Origin of the sequence: Burkholderia sp. AU16741, from assembly GCF_002223345.1 — a bacterium.
GTDB lineage: Bacteria > Pseudomonadota > Gammaproteobacteria > Burkholderiales > Burkholderiaceae > Burkholderia > Burkholderia sola.
Genome location: NZ_NKEZ01000003.1, coordinates 233,436 through 252,217 on the forward strand (window position 1 = coordinate 233,436; position 18,782 = coordinate 252,217).

An 18,782-nucleotide genomic window follows, 5' to 3' on the forward strand; every position below is an offset into this window, starting at 1 on the left:
ACGTTCAGAAGAGATCGAGGATACGCCAGCCGCGGGTGCTTGCATGCGCACGCAGTGTGTCGTCAGGGTTGGTCGCGATCGGGTCGGTGACTTTCTCGAGCAGCGGGATGTCGTTGTGCGAGTCGCTGTAGAAGTAGCTGTGCGCGAAGTCGTCCCAGTGCTTGCCGAGCGATGCGAGCCACGCTTCGGTGCGCACGATCTTGCCTTCGCGATAGCTCGGCGTGCCGGTCGGCCGGCCCGTGTACGGCGAATCGGGATGCCCGTCGGTCGTTTCGACCTCGCACGCGATCAGCGTGTCGACGCCGAACGCGGTCGCGATCGGGCGCGTGATGAATTCGTTGGTCGCCGTCACGACGCAGCACAGGTCGCCGGCATCGAGGTGCTGGCGCACGAGTTCGAGCGCGGCGGGCGTCATCGCGGGGCGGATCACCTCGTGCATGTACTGCTCGTGCCACTCGGCGAGCTGCGCGCGCGAATACTTCGCGAGCGGCGTGAGCATCGCCGTGAGGTACGCGTGGATGTCGAGCCGGCCGGCCTTGTAGTCGGCGAAGAACTGGTCGTTCTGACGCGAAAAGCTTTCCGCGTCGACGATGCCGAGCTTCACCATGAAGCGACCCCATTCGTGGTCGCTATCGGTCGGGATCAGCGTGTGATCGAGGTCAAAGAGTGCCAGATTAGTCATGGAAGCGCATTTTACTCGAAGCGGTTCGGGCCCGTGCCCGGTGGTGTGATGTCGTCGCCGGGGCGCGCGAGCATCCGGCGCAGCAGCGGCAGCGTGACCGCGCGTTTCTGCTCGAGCGAGAAGCGGTCGAGCGCGTCGAGCAACGCCATCAGGCTCGGCATGTCGCGGCGGAAATGGGTCAGCAGGTACGCGGCGATGTCGTCGGTGAGCGCGATGCCGCGCTCCTTCGCCGCGAGCTTGAGCACCGCGATCTTGCCGGCGTCGGACGGCGGCGACAGGTGGAACACGAGCCCCCAGCCGAGGCGCGTGCGCAGATCCTCGCGCACGTCGAGCGCGAGCGGCGCCGCCGGGCCCGCCGCGACGAACGCGCTCGACGGGTGCGCGCGCACTTCGTTGAACAGGTTGAACAGCGCGACCTGCTGCGTGTCGCTCATCCGGTCGCAGTCGTCGATCGCGTAGATGCCGATGCGCGGGTCGAACGTGAACGCGCCGAGCGGGCTTTGCGGCGTCAAGTAGCGCGCATAGCCGTACGACGCGTCGCTCACGAGCGCCTGCAGCAGGTGGGTGCGGCCGCTGCCCGGCTCGCCCCAGATGTAGAACGACCGGTCCGGCACGGGGCCGGCCGCGAGTGCGAGATCGAGCTTCTGCAGGCGCGTGACGAGCTCGTCGTTCTCGTCGCTCATGATGAAGTTGTCGAACGTGGCGGGCGGCGGCGTGCCGAGATCGAGCGTCAGTTGACGGGACACAGCAGTCACAATGCGGATCGGTTGAAAAAACGCGTGCCGTACGCCGGGCACGCGTGAGGGAAGGCGCCTCGGCTGGCTTCACGCGCGACCGTACGCACGGCGGCGCGGCGCGGGTTTCGGCGCGCCTCGCCCGGCGATGAAAACGGGGACGTGTTGACCAAGATGCAATCCCTGACGATTCGGTGCTGGGAATTCCGGCCAACGGGCCGGCTTCGGGTAAAATCGCATTTTACCGACCTTCTCGCATTCCCCCATGAATCCTCCGAAATCCGCTCCCGACGCTCAGGGTCTGTCCTATCGCGACGCAGGTGTCGACATCGACGCAGGCGACGCGCTCATCGACAAGATCAAGCCTTTTGCGAAGAAAACCCTGCGCGACGGCGTGCTCGGCGGCATCGGCGGGTTCGGCGCGCTGTTCGAAGTGCCGAAGAAGTACAAGGAGCCCGTGCTCGTGTCCGGCACCGACGGCGTGGGCACCAAGCTCAAGCTGGCCTTTCATCTGAACAAACACGACACCGTCGGCCAGGATCTCGTCGCGATGAGCGTGAACGACATCCTCGTGCAGGGTGCCGAGCCGCTGTTCTTCCTCGACTATTTCGCCTGCGGCAAGCTCGACGTCGACACGGCTGCAACCGTCGTCAAGGGCATCGCGCAGGGCTGCGAACTGTCGGGCTGCGCGCTGATCGGCGGCGAAACGGCCGAAATGCCGGGCATGTACCCGGACGGCGAATACGACCTGGCCGGCTTCGCGGTCGGCGCGGTCGAAAAGAGCAAGATCATCGACGGCGGCACGATCGCCGAAGGCGACGTCGTGCTGGGCCTCGCATCGAGCGGCATCCACTCGAACGGCTTCTCGCTCGTGCGCAAGATCATCGAGCGCGCGAATCCCGATCTGTCGGCCGATTTCCACGGCCGCTCGCTGGCCGACGCGCTGATGGCGCCCACGCGCATCTACGTGAAGCCGCTGCTCGCGCTGATGCAGAAGCTGTCGGTGAAGGGCATGGCGCACATCACCGGTGGCGGCCTCGTCGAGAACATCCCGCGCGTGCTGCGCGAAGGCCTCACCGCCGAGCTCGACCAGCACGCATGGCCGCTGCCGCCGCTGTTCAAGTGGCTGCAGGAGCACGGCGGCGTCGCCGATGCGGAAATGCACCGCGTGTTCAACTGCGGGATCGGGATGGCCGTGATCGTCTCGGCGGCCGATGCCGACGCAGCGATCGCCGACTTGACCGCCGCCGGCGAACAGGTGTGGAAGATCGGTACCGTGCGTGCGACCCGCGAAGGCGAGGCGCAGACGGTCGTGGTCTGACGCGTCGCAAGCAGATGCAGCAGGAAAAGCCGCCCGGAGTCGATCCGGGCGGCTTTTTTTTCGGGCGGTGCGCTGCGGTCCGGCAAGTGGGCGACGGGCAGGACGCGTTCGTCGGCGACGCTTCCGCCAGCCTGCCGCCGACGCTGGAGATCCGCCGGTAATCAGTCCGGCGTGCGCCCGTCGAGCACCCGTTCGAGCGCGTCAAGGGCGCGGGCCGTCGAATCCGGCGCGATGCAATCGACGACGATCCGCTCCGGCATCGCGCGCAGCCACGTGATCTGGCGCTTGCAGAGCTGGCGTGTCGCGAAAATGCCCTTGTCGCGCATCGTCCGGTAGTCGGTGTCGCCGTCGAGGAATTCCCATGCCTGCCGGTAGCCGACGCAACGCATCGACGGCAGGTCGGGATGGAGATCGTCGCGGCGCCGCAGCCGTTCGACTTCGTCGATGAAGCCTGCGTCGAGCATCGCGTCGAAGCGCCGCGCGATCCGTGCGTGCAGCACCGCGCGGTCCGACGGCTCGAGCGCGACCGGCACGAAGCGGTACGCGGCGGCGGCATCGTCCGTGCGGCGCGGCGCGGCGAGCAGCGCCGACATCGGCTGCCCGCTCAGCATGAAGACTTCGAGCGCCCGCTGAATCCGCTGAGAATCGTTCGGCGCGAGCCGCGCGGCCGTGTCGGGATCGACCTGCGCGAGCCGCGCGTGCAGCGCCGGCCAGCCGTCGCGCGCGGCGTCGGCGTCGAGTGCCGCGCGGATCTCCGGATCGGCGCCCGGCAGGTCGTTGAGCCCTTGCGTCAGCGCCTTGTAGTACAGCATCGTGCCGCCCGCGAGCAGCGGCGTGCGGCCGCGCGCGACGATCTCGCCGATCAGCCGCAGCGTGTCCGCGCGGAATTCCGCGGCCGAATACGCGTCGGCCGGGTCGATGATGTCGATCAGGTGATGCGGCACGCTCGCGCGCTCGTCGCGCGACGGTTTCGCGGTGCCGATATCCATGTCGCGGTAGACGAGCGCCGAATCGACGCTGACGATCTCGATCGGGCGGCGCGCGGCGAGCGCCAGCGCCGCGGCGGTCTTCCCCGAAGCGGTGGGGCCGAGCAGGCAGGCGATCGTCATCGGGCGGGACGGCGAAGCAGCGCTCATTGGCCGCGCATGAAGAGACGGTCGAGATCGTTCAGCGTGAGCTGATACCAGGTCGGCCGGCCGTGATTGCACTGGTCCGCGCGCTCGGTCGCCTCCATCTGGCGCAGCAGCGCGTTCATCTCGTCGAGCGTCAGGCGCCGGTTCGCACGCACCGCGTGATGGCACGCGAGCGTGCCGAGCAGTTCGTGCTGGCGCTCGGTGAGCACGCGCGAGCCGCCGAACGCGTGCAGGTCGGCGAGCACCGCGCGCGCGAGCGACTGCAGGTCGGCGTCCTTCAGCAGCGCCGGCACCGCGCGGATCGCGAGCGTGGTCGGCGACAGCACCGCGAGGTCGAAGCCGAGCGATTCGAGCGTGTCGCGCTCTTCCTCGACCGTGCCGATCTCGACCGGCGTGGCCGTCATCGAGATCGGCAGCAGCAGCGACTGCACGGCGACCGTACGGTCGGCGAGCGCGTTCTTGAACTGCTCGTACAGGATCCGCTCGTGCGCCGCGTGCATGTCGACGATCACGAGGCCGTACGCGTTCTGTGCCAGCACGTAGATCCCGTGGATCTGGCCGAGCGCGAAGCCGAGCGGCTGCTCGTCGTGCGTGCCGGCGGCGAGCGGCGACGCAGCGAAGCCCGGCAGCGGCGCGGCCGGTGCGTCGGTCGAATCGGCCGCATCGCGGGCGATGAGTGTCGTGCCGTCCGGCGTGCCCGCGCCGCTGTCCTTGCGGCCGAACAGCGCGTCGTAGAGCGCGAGCGGCTGCGCGACGGGCAGCGTGCCTTGCGTCATTCGCGCCTGACGCATCCAGGTGTTGCCGGACGACGAAGACGACGACGGCGACGAGAAGCCGCTGCCGCCGATTCCACCGCCGCCGATTCCACCGCCGCCGCCTGTCGCATGGCCCTGGCTTTGGCCGAGCGGCGTATCGAGGAACGATGCCGGCCCGCGCGGCGCGGGCTCGATATGCGCGGCATGGCCCCCCGCCGTGGTTTCCGGCGATGCGCCCGCATGGCGCGCGAGCGCCCGCTGGACCGCGTGGAACACGTACTGGTGGATCGAGCGCGAATCGCGGAACCGCACTTCGATCTTCGACGGATGCACGTTCACGTCGACGGCTTCGGGCGGCAGGTCGAGGAACAGCACGTACGACGGGTAGCGGTCGCCGTGCAGCACATCCTCGTACGCCGCGCGCACCGCGTGCGTCAGCAGCTTGTCGCGCACGAAACGGCCGTTCACGAAGAAATACTGCTGGTCGGCGCGCCCGCGGCTCGCGGTCGGCAGGCCGGCGCAGCCGTACACGGCGAGCGGGCCGGCCTGCTCGTCGAGCGGCAGGTGCGCGGTCGCGAAGCCGTCGCCGAGGATCTTCGCGACGCGCTGCGCGGGCTCGGTCGCGTTCCAGTGCTCGACGGCCTTGCCGTTGTGCAGCACCGAGATCGCGACGTCCGGCCGCGCGAGCGCGGCGCGGCGGATCATTTCGAGGCAGTGGCCGAATTCGGTCTGCTCGCTCTTCAGGAACTTGCGTCGCGCGGGCGTGTTGAAGTACAGCTCGCGCACCTCGATCGTCGTGCCGATCGAGCCGGCGGCGGGCGACAGCACGCCCGTCTGCGCATCGATCTTCATCGCATGCGCGGCATCGGCCGTCCGGCTCGTGATCGACATCTCGGCGACCGATGCGATCGACGCGAGCGCTTCGCCGCGAAAACCCAGCGTCGCGACCGCCTCGAGCTCCTCGAGCGAGCGGATCTTGCTGGTCGCGTGGCGCATCAGCGCGAGCGCCAGTTCGTCCGGCGGAATCCCGCAGCCGTCGTCGGTGATCGAGATGCGCTTGACGCCGCCTTCTTCCAGCACGATGCGCAGCGTCGTCGCGCCGGCGTCCATCGCGTTCTCGAGCAACTCCTTGACGACCGACGCCGGGCGTTCGACGACCTCGCCGGCGGCGATCTGGCTGATCAGCTGGTCGGGCAGGGGCTGGATCGCGCGCAGGGGGCGCGCGGCGGGGGCGGGCGCGGCGCCCGCGGCCGTTTCGGTGATATCGGACATGGCCGAATTATAGCGAGGCCGCGAACGCGTGCCGGGGCGGCCGGCGGTTACGTTTTTTCACGGCGCCTTAAGGTAGTTTCGGTATCATCACTGCGTTGCGCGCGCCAGCCTTGGCTGGCGGCCGCCTCGGCCATGTCTGGCCTGTTCCGGCCGTTCCGGCCCCATCGCCTTCGAGGAATCGCATTTGGATACGCTGCTGCATTTCGTCAACCTTGTCCTGCATATCGACGCTTTCCTCGGCGATTTCATCCGGCAGTACGGTGCGTGGGTCTATCTCGTGCTGTTCCTGATCGTGTTCTGCGAGACGGGCCTCGTCGTGTTCCCGTTCCTGCCCGGCGATTCGCTGCTGTTCATCGGCGGCGCGTTCGCGGCGACGGGCGAAATGAACGTCGGCCTGCTGATCGTGCTGCTGCTCGTCGCGGCGATTTCCGGCAACACCGTGAACTACCTGATCGGCCGCTGGGTCGGCCCGAAGGTGTTCAATACGCATATCCCGGTGCTCGAGCGGTTCCTCGATCGCGCCGCGCTGCAGAAGACCCACTCGTTCTACGACAAGCACGGCGGCAAGACGATCGTGCTCGCGCGCTTCATTCCGGTCGTGCGCACGTTCGCGCCGTTCGTCGCGGGGGCGTCGTCGATGAGCGTCGCGCGCTTCCAGTTGTTCAACGTGATCGGCGCGCTGGTGTGGGTGCTGCTGCTCGTGCTGCTCGGCTATTTCTTCGGCAACATCCCGTTCATCCGCCAGTACCTGAACGTGATCGTGCTGGTCGGGATCGGCGCGGCGATCGTGCCGGTCGCGCTCGGCGCGGTGTGGAAGCTCGTGCGCGGGCGGCGCTCGGACGAGGCGCCGAAGGCGGGCGGGCGCTGACGCGATGCGACGGGTTTCGACGCAATAGAAAAGCGTGGCGAGTGCCACGCTTTTTTTCGTCCGTGCGGTTCGGCCGCGGCTTTCGTCACGCGTTGCGATGCGAGACCGGCGTTTCGGGCGTCGGATAGCCGGCTTCGCGGAACGTATCGAGAATCACGCGGTTGGTGTCGCAATACACCTGCCAGTAGTTCTCCGGTTGGGTCGACGGGCGCACGAACAGCAGCGGGCCTTCCGGCGTGAACTGCAGCACGCCGACGTCCGGCGCCGGCACTTTCAGCACGTTCGGCACCAGCTGGATCTGCGTTTTCAGGCGGTTGATCGCATCGGCGGCGTCGACGCTGTTCGCGATCTTCGCGGTGAGGTCGACGCGGCGGTGCGGCGTCGCGCTGTAGTTCGCGATGTTGTCCGAGAAGATCTTGTTGTTGCCGACGATCGTCACGATGTTGTCGGCGGTGACGATCGTCGTGCCGAACAGGCCGAGCTCCTTCACGGTGCCCGTGACGCCGCCCGCGCTGATCACGTCGCCGATCTTGAACGGGCGCAGCACCTGCATGAACACGCCGGCGGCGAAATGCGCGAGCAGGCCGCCCCAGGCGGTGCCGATCGCGAGGCCGAGGCCGGCGAGCAGTGCGGCGAACGAGGTCGTCTGTACGCCGAAGATCTGCAGGATCGCGAGGATCAGCAGGATCGTGAGCAGCACGCCGACGACGGAGGTCAGGTAGTCGGTGAGCGTCGGGTCGACCTTGCCGCTGCGGCGAACGACCTTGCCGAGCAGGCGCGTACCGATGCGGATCGCCCAGCGGCCGACGAACCACAACACGATCGCGGCGAGGAGGTTGAGGCCGAAGTCGAGGCCGCGAGTCATCAGGAATTGCTGGGCGGTGGCGAGATCGATCATGCGTTCTCCGAAGTCGAGGGTAAAAGGGCGGCGCATGCACCGGGATGGGAGGCGCTTTTATAACCTGACCTTTGAGCGCCGGGCAACCGGGCTGACATTGGTTGACGTAATGAAAAGCGGGCAGGACGTGGGTGCGCCGCGCCGGGCGGAATGGGAGGTCGACCGGTTTTCGGTCAGATCGCGTTGCGGTGGCCGACGATGGCCTGGTTCGCGCGGTGACGGAGGTTCACGACGGACGGCGACGTGCGTCAACCGTTCAACGGCAATTTCTGCATGATCGCGTGCACGCATTCCAGCGGACCTGCTTCGCCCGTGCGCACGTGCACGTCGGGCGATACCGGTTTTTCATAGGTCGATTCGATGCCGGTGAACTGCCGAAGGGTCCCTTGCCTTGCCCGCGCGTAGAGCCCTTTGGGGTCGCGCGCTTCCGCCACGTCCAGCGCAGCGTCGACGAAGACTTCGAAAAACATGCCCTGCGGAAAACGTGCGCGCGCTTTGGCGCGGGCCTCCTGAAAAGGCGAGATCAGCGCGACGATGACGACGAGCCCGGCATCCACCATCAGGCGTGCGACCTCGGCCGTCCGACGAATGTTCTCGTGGCGGTCTGCGTCGCTGAATCCCAGGTCCTGATTCAATCCTTCGCGAAGCTGGTCGCCATCCAGCAGAAAAGTCCGAAGGCCGCGCGCATCGAGGTGTTCCTTGAGAAGATTCGAGAGCGTCGATTTACCGGCACCGGACACGCCGGTGAGCCATACCACGAAAGCATGGTCTTGCTTCATGCTGGAAAGCACGGATTGATTGCCCGTGAGCATGACAGGGCGGGAATGAGGGAGATCTTGAGTCATCTCGGATTCGATGTGCCGGTAACTGCGTCGTACTTTATTGATGCGAATTCAGTCGTCGTCGAATTGTAACGGTGCTTTTTAAAATTTGTAAGTTGAATATTTTGCTCGGGAATAAGCTTTCGCCTTCAGGCGGCGAGACGGTGTGCGAACCGCATCTGCCCGGTAATGATTGCCGGTTGGTCGTAATAATTCGAAATAAGTAGGCGTCGTCGACAGGATTTTCGATCGTGGATCTATTATTGAAATCCCAACTGAATTAATTTTTATTCGACGAAAACCACAACAGTCCGCACGGGGCTGCTTTTGTGATGCGATTCCGTCACTTATTATCGAATGGGGAATTATCCGACGCCTGTTGCCTCGACGTATTTTTGCCCGGCGACGATTGGCATCCCTTCCGATTGGGTCGGCATGACCGAGCGTCGGCCCCCTTAAAAGCCGGATCGCCGCGATTGCCCCGTCACGCTGAGGTCGTCGCTACCCGAATTCGCCCGATTTCGTCAGGACCGCGGCACGTCACTTGTGCCGCGGCCCGAACGGCCGCTGCTGCACATCGGCGCCGTGCGCGACGATCGCCATGCCCTCCGGCACTTCCTCCCACGCGCCGCGCAGGTCGACGAGCGGCTCCGACACGACCATGAACGCATCGTCGCCGGCTTCGGCGATGCGCGGGTTATGCGGATACAGCTCGTGCAGGTGCTTGAACGACGTGCTATGGAACAGCGAGCGCGATTGCCGTTCGCTCGAATAGCGCACCGCGACGATCCGTTCGCCGTCCGTCGCGCAGATCGTCATGTTGAGCGGATCGGCGACGCGATGCCGCGCGGCGGTTTCCTCCACCACGCCGACCATGCGTTCGAGCGCCGGCAGCGGCGCCTGCTCGAGACCGTACGTCAGCGCGAGGCGGAACATCAGTTCGGAGTCGGTCGAGCCTTCGAGCGTGGGGAACAGCGCGGGATCGACCTTCATCGTCAGGTCGCGGCGCAGCTTGTGGAAATCGCGGATCAGCCCGTTGTGCGCGAACAGCCAGCGGCCGTGGCGGAACGGATGGCAGTTGGTTTCCTGCACGGGCGTGTCGGTCGCCGCGCGAATGTGCGCGACGAACATCCGCGAGCGGATCGCACGCGCGGCTTCGCGCAGGTTGCGGTCGTTCCATGCGGGATGCACGGAGCGATAGCGGAACGGGAGTTCGTCGGGGTGCCCGTACCAGCCGATGCCGAAGCCGTCGCCGTTGGTGGTCGTCGCGCCCAGCTCCGAATGCAGGCTCTGGTCGATCAGCGAATGCTTCGCGCGGAACAGCACGGTTTCCAGATGAATCGGATTGCCCGTATAGGCGAGCCAACGGCACATGGAGCGCTCCTTCACGATGTATCGTTCGCGCATGGTAGCCGACTCCACGACGCTTACGCGTCGAAGCGAGTCGCCCATATTCGTCACGCACGGCAGGCTCGTCCGCGCGATGCGCAACCGCCCGGCCATGCGGTCGCGCGCCACGCCACGCAACGACGCGGTGCGGCACGACGAGCGTGCCGCACCGCGCGGGCTCAGTCGCCGAGCGCGTCCATCACGCGCGCCGAATAGACGAGCGCCGCACCGGCATTCAACGCGATCGCGACGCCGAGCGCTTCCGCCACTTCCTCCTTGGTCGCGCCATGCTTGGCCGCTTCGGCCGTATGCACGGCGATACAGCCGTCGCAGCGCGTCGTGACGGCCACCGCGAGCGCGATCAGCTCGCGCGTTTTCGCGTCGAGATGGCCGGTTTTGGCGCCCGCGCCGGACAGCGCCTTGTAGCCGGCCAGCGTATCGGGCGACAGCTTGGCGATGTCGCCGATACGCGTCGAGAGTTCCTTCCGGTATTCGTTCCAGTTCAGCATGATGCGTCCTTGTCGAAAAGAGTGAGGAGGGCGGCGGGTGCCGCGAACTCCGGCGATGCAAGGCTATTCTGATCGCTATCGATGAGGGTTTGGATACGTTGAGGCGTCGATTTTCAGCGCAATCGTCTCGTGGATGCATTGCGTCAACCGTGGCTCACGCTCGCGGCGGATGCGCGACGGGCCGTCGTGACGCGCGCCAAAGCTGCTACCATGCGCAAAACGCAGTTCGATGACAACGATTTCGAACAACAAGAAAGAGAGGGCAAAGCAATGAACCAGACCACCATCCAGCAACCGTCGTTCGCGTTCGTGGCCGCGTCGTGGGCCGCACTGATCGCCGGTTTCGCGGCCTTCCTGATCGGGCTCTGGAACGCCGGCATGCAGCTCAACGAGAAGGGTTATTACTTCACCGTGCTGGTGTTCGGCCTCTATGCGGCGATTTCGCTGCAGAAGAGCGTGCGCGACCGCGCGGAAGGCATCCCCGTCACCGGCATCTACTACGGCCTCAGCTGGATCGCGCTGCTGCTGTCGATCGCGCTGCTGATCGTCGGCCTCTTCAACGCGACGCTGCAATTGAGCGAGAAGGGCTTTTACGCGATGTCGTTCGTGCTCGCGCTGTTCGGCTCGGTGGCCGTGCAGAAGAACACGCGCGACTTGCAGAACGCGAAGCCGCGCTATACCGACGCCGATTCCGCGCCGTCGATCCAGGAGTGACCGCACGTGCAGCGGGCGCCCGCCGAGGCCGCCGGCTGCGCGACGCCGTTCGTGGCACCCGCATTCGCCGGCGTGCCGCGGGCCCGACGTCCTTTCGTTTTGTCCATGCCGTCGCGCACGACGATGGAGATATTCCGGATGCCGAACTTCACCGACACCGCAGCGCGGACGCGCACGGCCGCCCGTTCCGTGGCCACGCGGGCTGCGTTTGTGCTGGAGACCAATAACCTGCGCGGCGGCGCGGGCCTCGCACAGGCCGTCGACAGCCTGAAGCGCGTCGTGGCGGCGCTGGCGAAACAGACCGTGACGCCGGCGGAATTTGCGCAATGGATCATCACGCACGACGGCCTGCCCGCCGACGCGTGCGCGGACATCGCCGCGCTGGCCGGCCGCCCGATCGACTTCGTCGAGATCGGCGCGAGCACCGGCTACTACGACGCGAAGAACGACGGCTTCGATCGCGTCGATGCCGATCGCTGCGACATCGTCGTATTCGGCGATGCCGATTGCCAGCCGGCCGACGACTGGGCTCAAGCACCTATATGGTGCGGTACTGCGGGACGTGAGTGTGCGGTGAATCGGCCGGAGGCTGGATCAGGTCGCTCGCGACCTGAGCGTGGCGAGCATCGTCGAGAATCCTGCTCCAACGGCGCGGCGACAGACGCAAAAAAGCCTCCGCGAGGGAGGCTTTTTTACACTATCGAAGATAGTTGGTAGGGTGGGAGGGACTCGAACCCTCGACTCTCTGATTAAAAGTCAGATACTCTAACCAACTGAGTTACCACCCCACATTCTTGAAACCTGTCGGTTCGTTGCTTCAATAAACTGGGCAACGACCTAAAGAGCAAAAAATTATAGCGGCGGGTTACAAGGCTGTCAACAACCCGTCACGATAATTATTTGATGGTTTCGAGCTTGCCCTGCGCCGTCTGCGCCGCGTTCGACCCGGCGTACTGCGACACGACCTGCTCGAACGTCTTCTTCGCGGCCGCCTTCTGGCCTTGTTCGAGCTGGTTCGTACCGATCGCCACGAGGGCGTCGGCCGCGCGCGGGTGTTGCGGGAACTTGCTGACGATCCCTTGCCACGTCGCGGTCGAACCGCGGTAGTCGCGCAGCGCGTATTGCGCGTTGCCGTACCAGTACTGCGCGGTCGGCTGATAGGGACTTTGCGGATACTTCGCGATGAACGCGCGGAACGAAGCCGCGGCCGCCTTGAAGTTGCCGTTGCGGAACTGCTGCTGCGCCGCGCTGAGCGCATCCGTTTCACCCGGCTGCACGGTGCCTTCGACACCATCGATCGTCGCCTGCTGCGGCTCGAACTTCTTGAGCCGCGTGTCGAGATCCTGGTAGTACTCCTTCTGCTGCCGCTCGAGCGTCGTCAGCCGGTTCGTCAGATCCTCGTTCTCGCCGCGCAGCGTCGCGACCTGCTGGCTCAGCTGGTCGAGACGGCCGGATTGATCGAGGATCGTACGCTGGGCGGCCGACAACTGGCTCGACAGGTTGTCGCTCTTGCTGCGCAGATCGAGTACGGCACGGCGCGCTTCGTTGTCGTCGAACATGCCGGCGTGCGCCGGCGCGGCCGACCACGCCGCGCCCGCGACGCAGAATGCTGCGGCAACGCGCAGCCAGGTTGAACGGTGCGTCATACGGCGATTCTTCCGTTACTTACTGTTGGTAGACGAGGTCGGCGCGACGGTTCTGCGCCCACGATGCTTCGTCGTGACCCGTTGCCTGCGGCTTTTCCTTGCCGAGGCTCACGGCTTCCATTTGCGAGTCGTTCACGCCAAGCAGGGCCATCGCGCGGCGGACGGCTTCCGCACGCTTCTGGCCGAGCGCGAGGTTGTACTCGCTCGTGCCGCGTTCGTCGGTGTTGCCCTGGATCAGCACGTGGCGCTGCGGGTGGCTCTTCAGGTACTGCGCGTGCTGCTGCATCAGCGGCTGGTACTCGTCCTTCACCGAATAGCTGTCGAAGTCGAAGTAGATGCTGCGCTTCGCGAGCGGGCTGTTCGGGTCGTTCAGCGGATCGACGTTCACTTGCGCGACGTTGTCGGCGTTCGGCTGCGTGCCGATTGCGCCGGCGTTCGCCTTGTCGTCGAGCTTCACGCCCGACTTGCACGCTGCGAGCGCGCTGATCATCATCACGGCCAGGGCCAGACGAGCTTTATTCGACATCATGGTTACTCTCCTTGTGGTCATTGCATGAAGGGCCCCCACGACGGCTCGCGAACGGAGCCGCCCTGGACGGACAGGATCTGCGGCGGCGCGCTGCCGTCGGAAGGCACTGCAGCCAGCACATTGCGGCCACCCGACTGGGTAGCGTACAGAATGTACTGGCCGTTTGCCGCGAAGCTCGGCGATTCGTCGCGATTGGTATTCGTGATGGCGTTCGCCGCGCCAGTCTGCAGATCCTGAACGTACAGCTTGAAGCCCCCGCCCGTGCGGGAGATGTAAGCGAGCAGCTTGCCGTCCGGGCTCACGCGCGGGCTCGTGTTGTAGCTGCCGGTGAAGGTCACGCGCTGCGCGGCGCCGGCGCTCTCGCCCTGTGCGGGCATCCGGTAGATTTGCGGCGCGCCGCCGCGATCGCTCGTGAAGTAGATCCAGCGGCCGTCCGGCGAGTAGAACGGTTCGGTGTCGATCGAGCTGCTCTGCGTGAGACGGCGCAGGCCGCCGCCGTTCGCGTTGACCGTATAGATTTGCGTATTGCCCGTCAGCGACAGCGCGACGGCCAGCGTGTTGCCGTCCGGCGACCACGCCGGTGCGCTGTTGTTGCCCTTCTGGTCGGAGACCATGTAGCGGCGGCCGGTCGGCAGGTCATGGATGTAGACGATCGGTTTCTTGCGCTCGAACGACACGTACGCGACCTTCGTGCCGCTCGGCGACCAGGCCGGCGAAATGATCGGTTCGGTGCTCGACAGCGCGATGCGCGCGTTCTGGCCGTCCGAATCCGAAATCTGCAGCTGGTAGCGGTTGCCGGTCTTGATCACGTACGACAGGCGCGTGGCGAACACCCCGCGCACGCCGAGCAGCTTCTGGTAGATGTAGTCGGCGATCTTGTGGCCGGCCGTGCGCAGCGTGGTGTCGGTGGCCGTCAGCGACAGGCCGCCGAGGCTTTGCTGCTTCACGGTGTCGTACAGGATGAAGTTGACCTTGTACTGGCCGTTCGCCTCGCGGTTCACGCTGCCGGCGACGAACGCATTCGCGCCCTTGGCCTTCCACGCGCCGAGATCGACCGATGCGGTCTCGGGCACGGGCGTGCTGCCCGCGTCGATGTTGGTGAATTTGCCGCTGCGGGCGAGGTCGGCGCGCACGATCGACGTAACCTGCTGCGGCAGGCTCGCCTCGTTCGTGAAATTCGCGGTGGCAATGGGGAACTGGGTCGACCCGACACCGGTGATCAGCACGTTGACCTGGGCGTTAGCGGCGCTGCCCGCCGTAATCAGACACGAGGCCACGAGTGCCCTGAAACCTAGCTTTGTCATCAAACTCATGCTTCTTGCTTCCCGTATGGCTTGGATCGCTGCGCAACCGCAGAGACAGTAAAAATACCCGATTCGTTCCCGTCCGACAGCGACGCCCGGAGTGTAAGCGCATTTCGTTTCACTCCGCCGCCTTGAAGGTAATCGTAATGTCGGACGGGGTACGACCGTTAGAATCGGGCGGCAACGGGACCGATGCGTGGATCGCATTGACCACGGCTTGATCCCACCCCGAATTCCCGCTCGAGCGGGAGACCGATGCGCTCAATACGTCACCGGACGGCGTGCACCGAATCTTGACGACGGTGGTCAGGCCTGCCCGCTCGCCGCCCCAAACGATGTTCGGCTTGACGCGGCGGCGCACCTTGTCGGCATAGCCGGGCGTCGCGGCATTGCCGCCGGAGCCCGTGCCTGTGCCGCTTTTCGCGAGGCCGTCGCCGCCGCCTTCGCCGGCGCCGGACAGCCCCTGCATTTGCGCGAGGCGCGCGTTGCGCTCGCGGTCGAGCTTCGCGTTCGCCGCCGCAGTGGCCTTCGCGTGCGCCGCGGCTTCGGCCTTCGCCTTGGCCTGGGCTTCCGCCTTTGCCTTCGCGGCTGCTTCGGCCTTCGCCTTCGCCGCCTGCTGCGCTTCGAGCTGCGCCTGCTTTTGCTGCTGGAGTTTCTGCTGTTCGAGCTTCTGCTGCTCGGCGAGCTGCTGTTGCTTGAGCTTCTCGGCCTGTTTCTGTTTTTCGCGTTCCGTGGCCTTCTGGGCGGCGAGCGCGGCGGCCTGCTGCGCGGCAAGCTGCGCGCGCCGGGCTTCCTCTTCCTGCTGGGCCTTCAGTTGCTGCGCACGGCGCTGCTGCTCGAGCTGCGCTTCGCGCGCGGCCGCTTCCTGCTGACGCTTCTTCTGCTGCAGCGCGATGTCGGCCTGCTCGTCGCGCACCGGCGGAGGGGGCGGCGCGACTTTCACGGGCGGTGTGGGCGTGACGACGGGCCGCGGCGCGGGGACGTCGGGCACTTCGGTCCACAGCTCGGCCTCGGCGCCGGCCGGCGTGCTGTTCTGCCACTGCACGCCGTGATAGAGGAACAGTGCGAGCAGCACGTGCATCAGCGCGGCGAGCGCGAACGCGCGCCACGTCCCGCGCTCGCGAGGAGGCTGGAGCGGGTAGGCGGACCTGCGCGTGGATTGCTGCCGGTTCATTGCGATTTGACGAGGAGGCCGACGCGCTTGACGCCGCGCGCCTTCAGATCGGACATCACGGTCATGACGGCATCGTACTGCACGGTCTTGTCGGCTGCGATCACGACCGGCTGGTCAGGATGATCGGCCTGACGGGCCGAGATGAAGCTGTCGAGTTCGGCCTTCGTCATCGTGTCTTCCTGGGTCGCGCCCGAGTCGCCCTTGTACTTGACGCTCATCGTGCGGTCGGCCTTGATGTTGACGACGACGGGCGGCGTCTGCTCCTGCGGCGCGGCATTGCCGACGGTCGGCAGGTTGATGATCGACGGCGCGACGAGCGGTGCGGTGACCATGAAGATCACGAGCAGCACCAGCATCACGTCGATGTACGGCACGACGTTGATGTCGGCCATCGCGCGGCGCGAGCGGCCGCCGCGCATGCTGGATCGGATGGGGCTTCCTGCCATGGCGCGCTCCTTACTGGGCCTGACGCTGCAGGATGTTCGAGAACTCTTCGATGAAGGTCTCGAAGCGGATCGCGAGGCGGTCGATGTCGTGCGCGTAGCGGTTGTACGCGACCACCGCCGGAATCGCGGCGAACAGGCCGATCGCGGTGGCGACGAGCGCCTCGGCGATGCCCGGCGCGACGTTCGCGAGCGTGGCCTGCTGCACGTTCGCGAGGCCGCGGAAGGAGTTCATGATCCCCCAGACCGTGCCGAACAGACCGATGTACGGGCTGACCGAGCCGACCGACGCGAGGAATGCGAGATTGGCTTCGAGCACGTCCATTTCACGCTGGAACGACGCGCGCATCGCGCGGCGCGCACCGTCGAGCACGAGGCCCGGATCGCTGAGGCGCTTTTCCTTCGCCTTCAGGAATTCGCGCATCCCGGATTCGAAAATCCGCTCGAGCGCACCGATCGTGTGACGGTTGTTGGCCGCGCTTTGATACAGCGCCTGCAGGTCTCCGCCCGACCAGAAATCCTTCTCGAAGCGTTCGGTCTGCGCGCGTGCGCGGCGGATCGCGAACCACTTGCGGAAGATGAAGGTCCACGACATCAGCGACAGCAGCAGCAGCAGCCCCATCACGGCCTGGGCCAGCACGCTCGCGTTGAGGACGAGGGAAATGATCGACAGGTCTTGAACAGTATTCATAGAGGTTTGAGTAACGTCCCTTCGGGAATGCCCGGCAAGGGCGTCCGGTGTGCGTGCGGCGCGGCGCGCCGGCGATGCCTGACGCCGAACCTTGCTTAGTATCGAATCAGAACGGCAAGTTCATAGGCTGTATCTAAACGGCGCTCATGCGAGCTTCGTTGACAGACCAGTCTGCCCGGTGTCGATGACGGGCCCGCGTTGCAGCGCGTCGAGCACGGCCGGCGGGATGGCCGCGGGCCGGATGCCGTGACGGTCGACGCAGCCGAGGCGGATCTGCCCGGCCACGAGCAGCGTGTCGCCACACCAGGCTTCCTGCGTGAATTCCACCGATGCGCGGCCGATGCGTCCGGGCCGGCTCGTGATCGTCAGCGTGTCGTCGAGTCGCGCCGGCGCGCGGTAGTCGAGCGACGTGCTGCGCACGATGAAGATCGCATCGGTATCGTCGGCGAGCCGACGCTGGTCGACGCCGCACGCGCGAAGCCACTCGGTGCGGGCGCGCTCGAAGAACTTCAGGTAGTTGGCATAGAAGACGATGCCGCCTGCATCGGTATCCTCGTAGTACACGCGCACCGGCCAGGTAAAGCCGGACGGCGCTTCCGGGGAGCGGGTAGGCTGAGTCATGGCGCGCATTCTACCGGAAGGCAAAGACGGGATTCGTAACCGATTCGTAACGGAATGTAGTGCGTCGTAGCACACCGCGGGCCGGCCGCAGGCGGCCCTGCGGCGGCGGGCGACGCGTCAGCCGCGATGGATCGTGAGGCCGGCCGGCGCTTGCGCGACCGGCATCATTTCGATCGTATTGATGTTGACGTGCGCGGGACGCGTGGCGATCCAGTAGATCGTGTCGGCGATGTCCTCGGCCGTGAGCGGCTGGACATTCTCGTAGACGTTCGCCGCCTTTGCATCGTCGCCGCGGAAGCGGACGTTCGAGAATTCCGTGCCGCCGCACAGGCCCGGCTCGATGTCGGTGACGCGCAACGGCGTGCCGATCAGGTCGGTACGCAGGTTCAGGCTGAATTGTCTGACGAAAGCCTTGGTCGCGCCGTATACGTTCCCGCCTGGATACGGATAGGTGCCGGCCACCGAGCCCAGATTGAAGATATGGCCGCGACCACGCGCGATCATGCCGGGGAGCAACGCGTGCGTGACGGTCACGAGGCCCGAGCAGTTCGTGTCGATCATGGTCTGCCATTCGTCGAGGCTCGCCTTCTGGGCAGGCTCGACGCCGAGCGCGAGGCCGGCGTTGTTGACGAGCACGTCGAGCGCGGCGAATTCGGCGGGAAGGGAGGCCGGCACGGCTTCGACGGCCGCGCGGTCGCGCACGTCGAGCTCGAACGGCAGCAGTGCGTCGCCGAGTTCGGCCGCGAGCGCGTCGAGGCGATCCTTGCGGCGCGCGGTGGCGACGACACGATGGCCGCCCTTGACGAAGGCGCGGGAGATGGCGGCGCCGAAGCCGGCGGACGCACCTGTGACGAACACGATCATTGCTGCTCCTGGTCGGTAACGGAATAGCGGGTGGAATCCCGCAAGCCTACTGAGAATGCCGCACCGCGGCAAGACGGCGAAGTGTTTCGGCACGGGCGCGTAGAGTCCGGCCCTTATTGTTTGGAGGCCACTGCCGTGCGGTTGCCTATTCATGACGCATCCAATACACTAATGCGCTCATCACCCCTGCGTGACTGGCGATAGAACCCTTCGGGTTCAAGGTGGAGCATCCCACCGTGAAGCGCGGGGCGCCGTTTTTGCCGTTCGCCTGGGCAGCCGTTGTGCGCCGTCGCGTGCATCGCCGGTGGCTGTCCTGCCTCGCGTCATACGGATTCTTCCGCCACGTCGAGCTGGTCTCGCCAGCAGCGCACCGTACTCGGCCGCTCCGGTCAACCTGTACACACTTAACGGAAC

At 66.0% G+C, this 18,782-nt stretch carries 21 protein-coding genes, 1 tRNA gene and 1 riboswitch; of the genes, 5 read left to right on the plus strand and 17 right to left on the minus strand.

What is annotated here, in order from left to right:
* Window positions 1-4: 4 nt before the first annotated feature.
* Complete coding sequence (locus CFB89_RS03410) at window positions 5-682, minus strand: HAD family phosphatase (RefSeq protein WP_089466741.1); 678 nt, start codon at window positions 680-682, stop codon at window positions 5-7.
* Between the two features lie 11 nt (window positions 683-693).
* Complete coding sequence (gene hda, locus CFB89_RS03415; protein ID WP_012327945.1) at window positions 694-1,428, minus strand: DnaA regulatory inactivator Hda; 735 nt, start codon at window positions 1,426-1,428, stop codon at window positions 694-696.
* A gap of 253 nt (window positions 1,429-1,681) precedes the next feature.
* Here hda and purM point away from each other — a divergent pair, with 253 nt between their 5' ends.
* The gene (purM, locus tag CFB89_RS03420; protein ID WP_089466742.1) at window positions 1,682-2,737 is read left to right on the plus strand and encodes a phosphoribosylformylglycinamidine cyclo-ligase; all 1,056 of its coding nucleotides are present in this window, start codon (window positions 1,682-1,684) and stop codon (window positions 2,735-2,737) included.
* 14 nt (window positions 2,738-2,751) lie between these two features.
* Window positions 2,752-2,898, plus strand: coding sequence for a hypothetical protein (locus CFB89_RS34745; protein ID WP_179233370.1), 147 nt, complete (start codon window positions 2,752-2,754; stop codon window positions 2,896-2,898).
* Here the strand turns inward: CFB89_RS34745 and miaA are convergent, their stop codons facing one another.
* Window positions 2,899-3,873: a tRNA (adenosine(37)-N6)-dimethylallyltransferase MiaA gene (gene miaA / locus CFB89_RS03425; protein ID WP_089466743.1), complete on the minus strand. Its 975-nt coding sequence runs from the start codon at window positions 3,871-3,873 to the stop codon at window positions 2,899-2,901.
* The gene (gene mutL / locus CFB89_RS03430; RefSeq protein ID WP_089466744.1) at window positions 3,870-5,897 is read right to left on the minus strand and encodes a DNA mismatch repair endonuclease MutL; all 2,028 of its coding nucleotides are present in this window, start codon (window positions 5,895-5,897) and stop codon (window positions 3,870-3,872) included. The genes miaA and mutL overlap by 4 nt, the downstream gene beginning before the upstream one ends.
* 184 nt (window positions 5,898-6,081) lie before the next feature.
* Here mutL and CFB89_RS03435 point away from each other — a divergent pair, with 184 nt between their 5' ends.
* Window positions 6,082-6,765: a DedA family protein gene (locus CFB89_RS03435; protein ID WP_089466745.1), complete on the plus strand. Its 684-nt coding sequence runs from the start codon at window positions 6,082-6,084 to the stop codon at window positions 6,763-6,765.
* 85 nt (window positions 6,766-6,850) lie between these two features.
* Here CFB89_RS03435 and CFB89_RS03440 read toward each other — a convergent pair whose 3' ends face one another.
* The 4 genes from CFB89_RS03440 to CFB89_RS03455 all read right to left on the minus strand — a co-directional run bounded on the left by CFB89_RS03440 (window position 6,851) and on the right by CFB89_RS03455 (window position 10,382).
* Window positions 6,851-7,663: a mechanosensitive ion channel family protein gene (locus CFB89_RS03440; protein ID WP_089466746.1), complete on the minus strand. Its 813-nt coding sequence runs from the start codon at window positions 7,661-7,663 to the stop codon at window positions 6,851-6,853.
* Between the two features lie 248 nt (window positions 7,664-7,911).
* On the minus strand, window positions 7,912-8,475 hold the full coding sequence (gene cysC / locus CFB89_RS03445) for an adenylyl-sulfate kinase (protein WP_089466747.1): 564 nt from the start codon (window positions 8,473-8,475) through the stop codon (window positions 7,912-7,914).
* Between the two features lie 549 nt (window positions 8,476-9,024).
* Window positions 9,025-9,858, minus strand: coding sequence for a class II glutamine amidotransferase (locus CFB89_RS03450; RefSeq protein ID WP_059824618.1), 834 nt, complete (start codon window positions 9,856-9,858; stop codon window positions 9,025-9,027).
* A 194-nt stretch (window positions 9,859-10,052) separates the two neighbouring features.
* Window positions 10,053-10,382 carry a carboxymuconolactone decarboxylase family protein gene (locus tag CFB89_RS03455; RefSeq protein ID WP_006484989.1) on the minus strand — a complete coding sequence of 110 codons (330 nt, stop codon included), beginning with the start codon at window positions 10,380-10,382 and terminating at the stop codon, window positions 10,053-10,055.
* Window positions 10,383-10,652: 270 nt separating this feature from the next.
* On the opposite strand from CFB89_RS03455, the gene yiaA reads away from it, so the two are divergent.
* Both yiaA and CFB89_RS03465 read left to right on the plus strand, forming a co-directional pair.
* Window positions 10,653-11,096: an inner membrane protein YiaA gene (gene yiaA, locus CFB89_RS03460; protein ID WP_050011812.1), complete on the plus strand. Its 444-nt coding sequence runs from the start codon at window positions 10,653-10,655 to the stop codon at window positions 11,094-11,096.
* A 6-nt stretch (window positions 11,097-11,102) separates the two neighbouring features.
* Window positions 11,103-11,813: a glycosyltransferase family 2 protein gene (locus tag CFB89_RS03465; RefSeq protein ID WP_256979560.1), complete on the plus strand. Its 711-nt coding sequence runs from the start codon at window positions 11,103-11,105 to the stop codon at window positions 11,811-11,813.
* Here the strand turns inward: CFB89_RS03465 and CFB89_RS03470 are convergent.
* The 9 genes from CFB89_RS03470 to CFB89_RS03510 all read right to left on the minus strand — a co-directional run bounded on the left by CFB89_RS03470 (window position 11,808) and on the right by CFB89_RS03510 (window position 18,368).
* A tRNA-Lys gene (locus CFB89_RS03470) sits at window positions 11,808-11,884 on the minus strand. The genes CFB89_RS03465 and CFB89_RS03470 overlap by 6 nt on opposite strands.
* A gap of 108 nt (window positions 11,885-11,992) precedes the next feature.
* Window positions 11,993-12,742 carry a tol-pal system protein YbgF gene (gene ybgF, locus CFB89_RS03475; protein WP_089466748.1) on the minus strand — a complete coding sequence of 250 codons (750 nt, stop codon included), beginning with the start codon at window positions 12,740-12,742 and terminating at the stop codon, window positions 11,993-11,995.
* 19 nt (window positions 12,743-12,761) lie between these two features.
* A complete protein-coding gene (gene pal, locus CFB89_RS03480) occupies window positions 12,762-13,271 on the minus strand; it encodes a peptidoglycan-associated lipoprotein Pal (protein WP_089466749.1) in 510 nt (169 codons plus the stop codon).
* Between the two features lie 17 nt (window positions 13,272-13,288).
* A complete protein-coding gene (tolB, locus tag CFB89_RS03485; RefSeq protein ID WP_089466750.1) occupies window positions 13,289-14,584 on the minus strand; it encodes a Tol-Pal system beta propeller repeat protein TolB in 1,296 nt (431 codons plus the stop codon).
* A 109-nt stretch (window positions 14,585-14,693) separates the two neighbouring features.
* Complete coding sequence (gene tolA, locus CFB89_RS03490; RefSeq protein ID WP_089466751.1) at window positions 14,694-15,749, minus strand: cell envelope integrity protein TolA; 1,056 nt, start codon at window positions 15,747-15,749, stop codon at window positions 14,694-14,696.
* Window positions 15,746-16,195, minus strand: coding sequence for a protein TolR (tolR, locus tag CFB89_RS03495; RefSeq protein WP_006484943.1), 450 nt, complete (start codon window positions 16,193-16,195; stop codon window positions 15,746-15,748). Before tolR ends, tolA begins: the two co-directional genes overlap by 4 nt.
* A gap of 10 nt (window positions 16,196-16,205) precedes the next feature.
* Window positions 16,206-16,883 carry a protein TolQ gene (gene tolQ / locus CFB89_RS03500; protein WP_006476795.1) on the minus strand — a complete coding sequence of 226 codons (678 nt, stop codon included), beginning with the start codon at window positions 16,881-16,883 and terminating at the stop codon, window positions 16,206-16,208.
* A 144-nt stretch (window positions 16,884-17,027) separates the two neighbouring features.
* Entirely contained in the window at window positions 17,028-17,513 is a 486-nt protein-coding gene (ybgC, locus tag CFB89_RS03505; RefSeq protein ID WP_089466752.1) for a tol-pal system-associated acyl-CoA thioesterase, read from the minus strand.
* A 108-nt stretch (window positions 17,514-17,621) separates the two neighbouring features.
* On the minus strand, window positions 17,622-18,368 hold the full coding sequence (locus tag CFB89_RS03510) for an SDR family NAD(P)-dependent oxidoreductase (RefSeq protein WP_089466753.1): 747 nt from the start codon (window positions 18,366-18,368) through the stop codon (window positions 17,622-17,624).
* Window positions 18,369-18,548: 180 nt separating this feature from the next.
* Window positions 18,549-18,649: riboswitch (ZMP/ZTP riboswitch) on the plus strand.
* The last annotated feature ends 133 nt before the right edge of the window (window positions 18,650-18,782 follow it).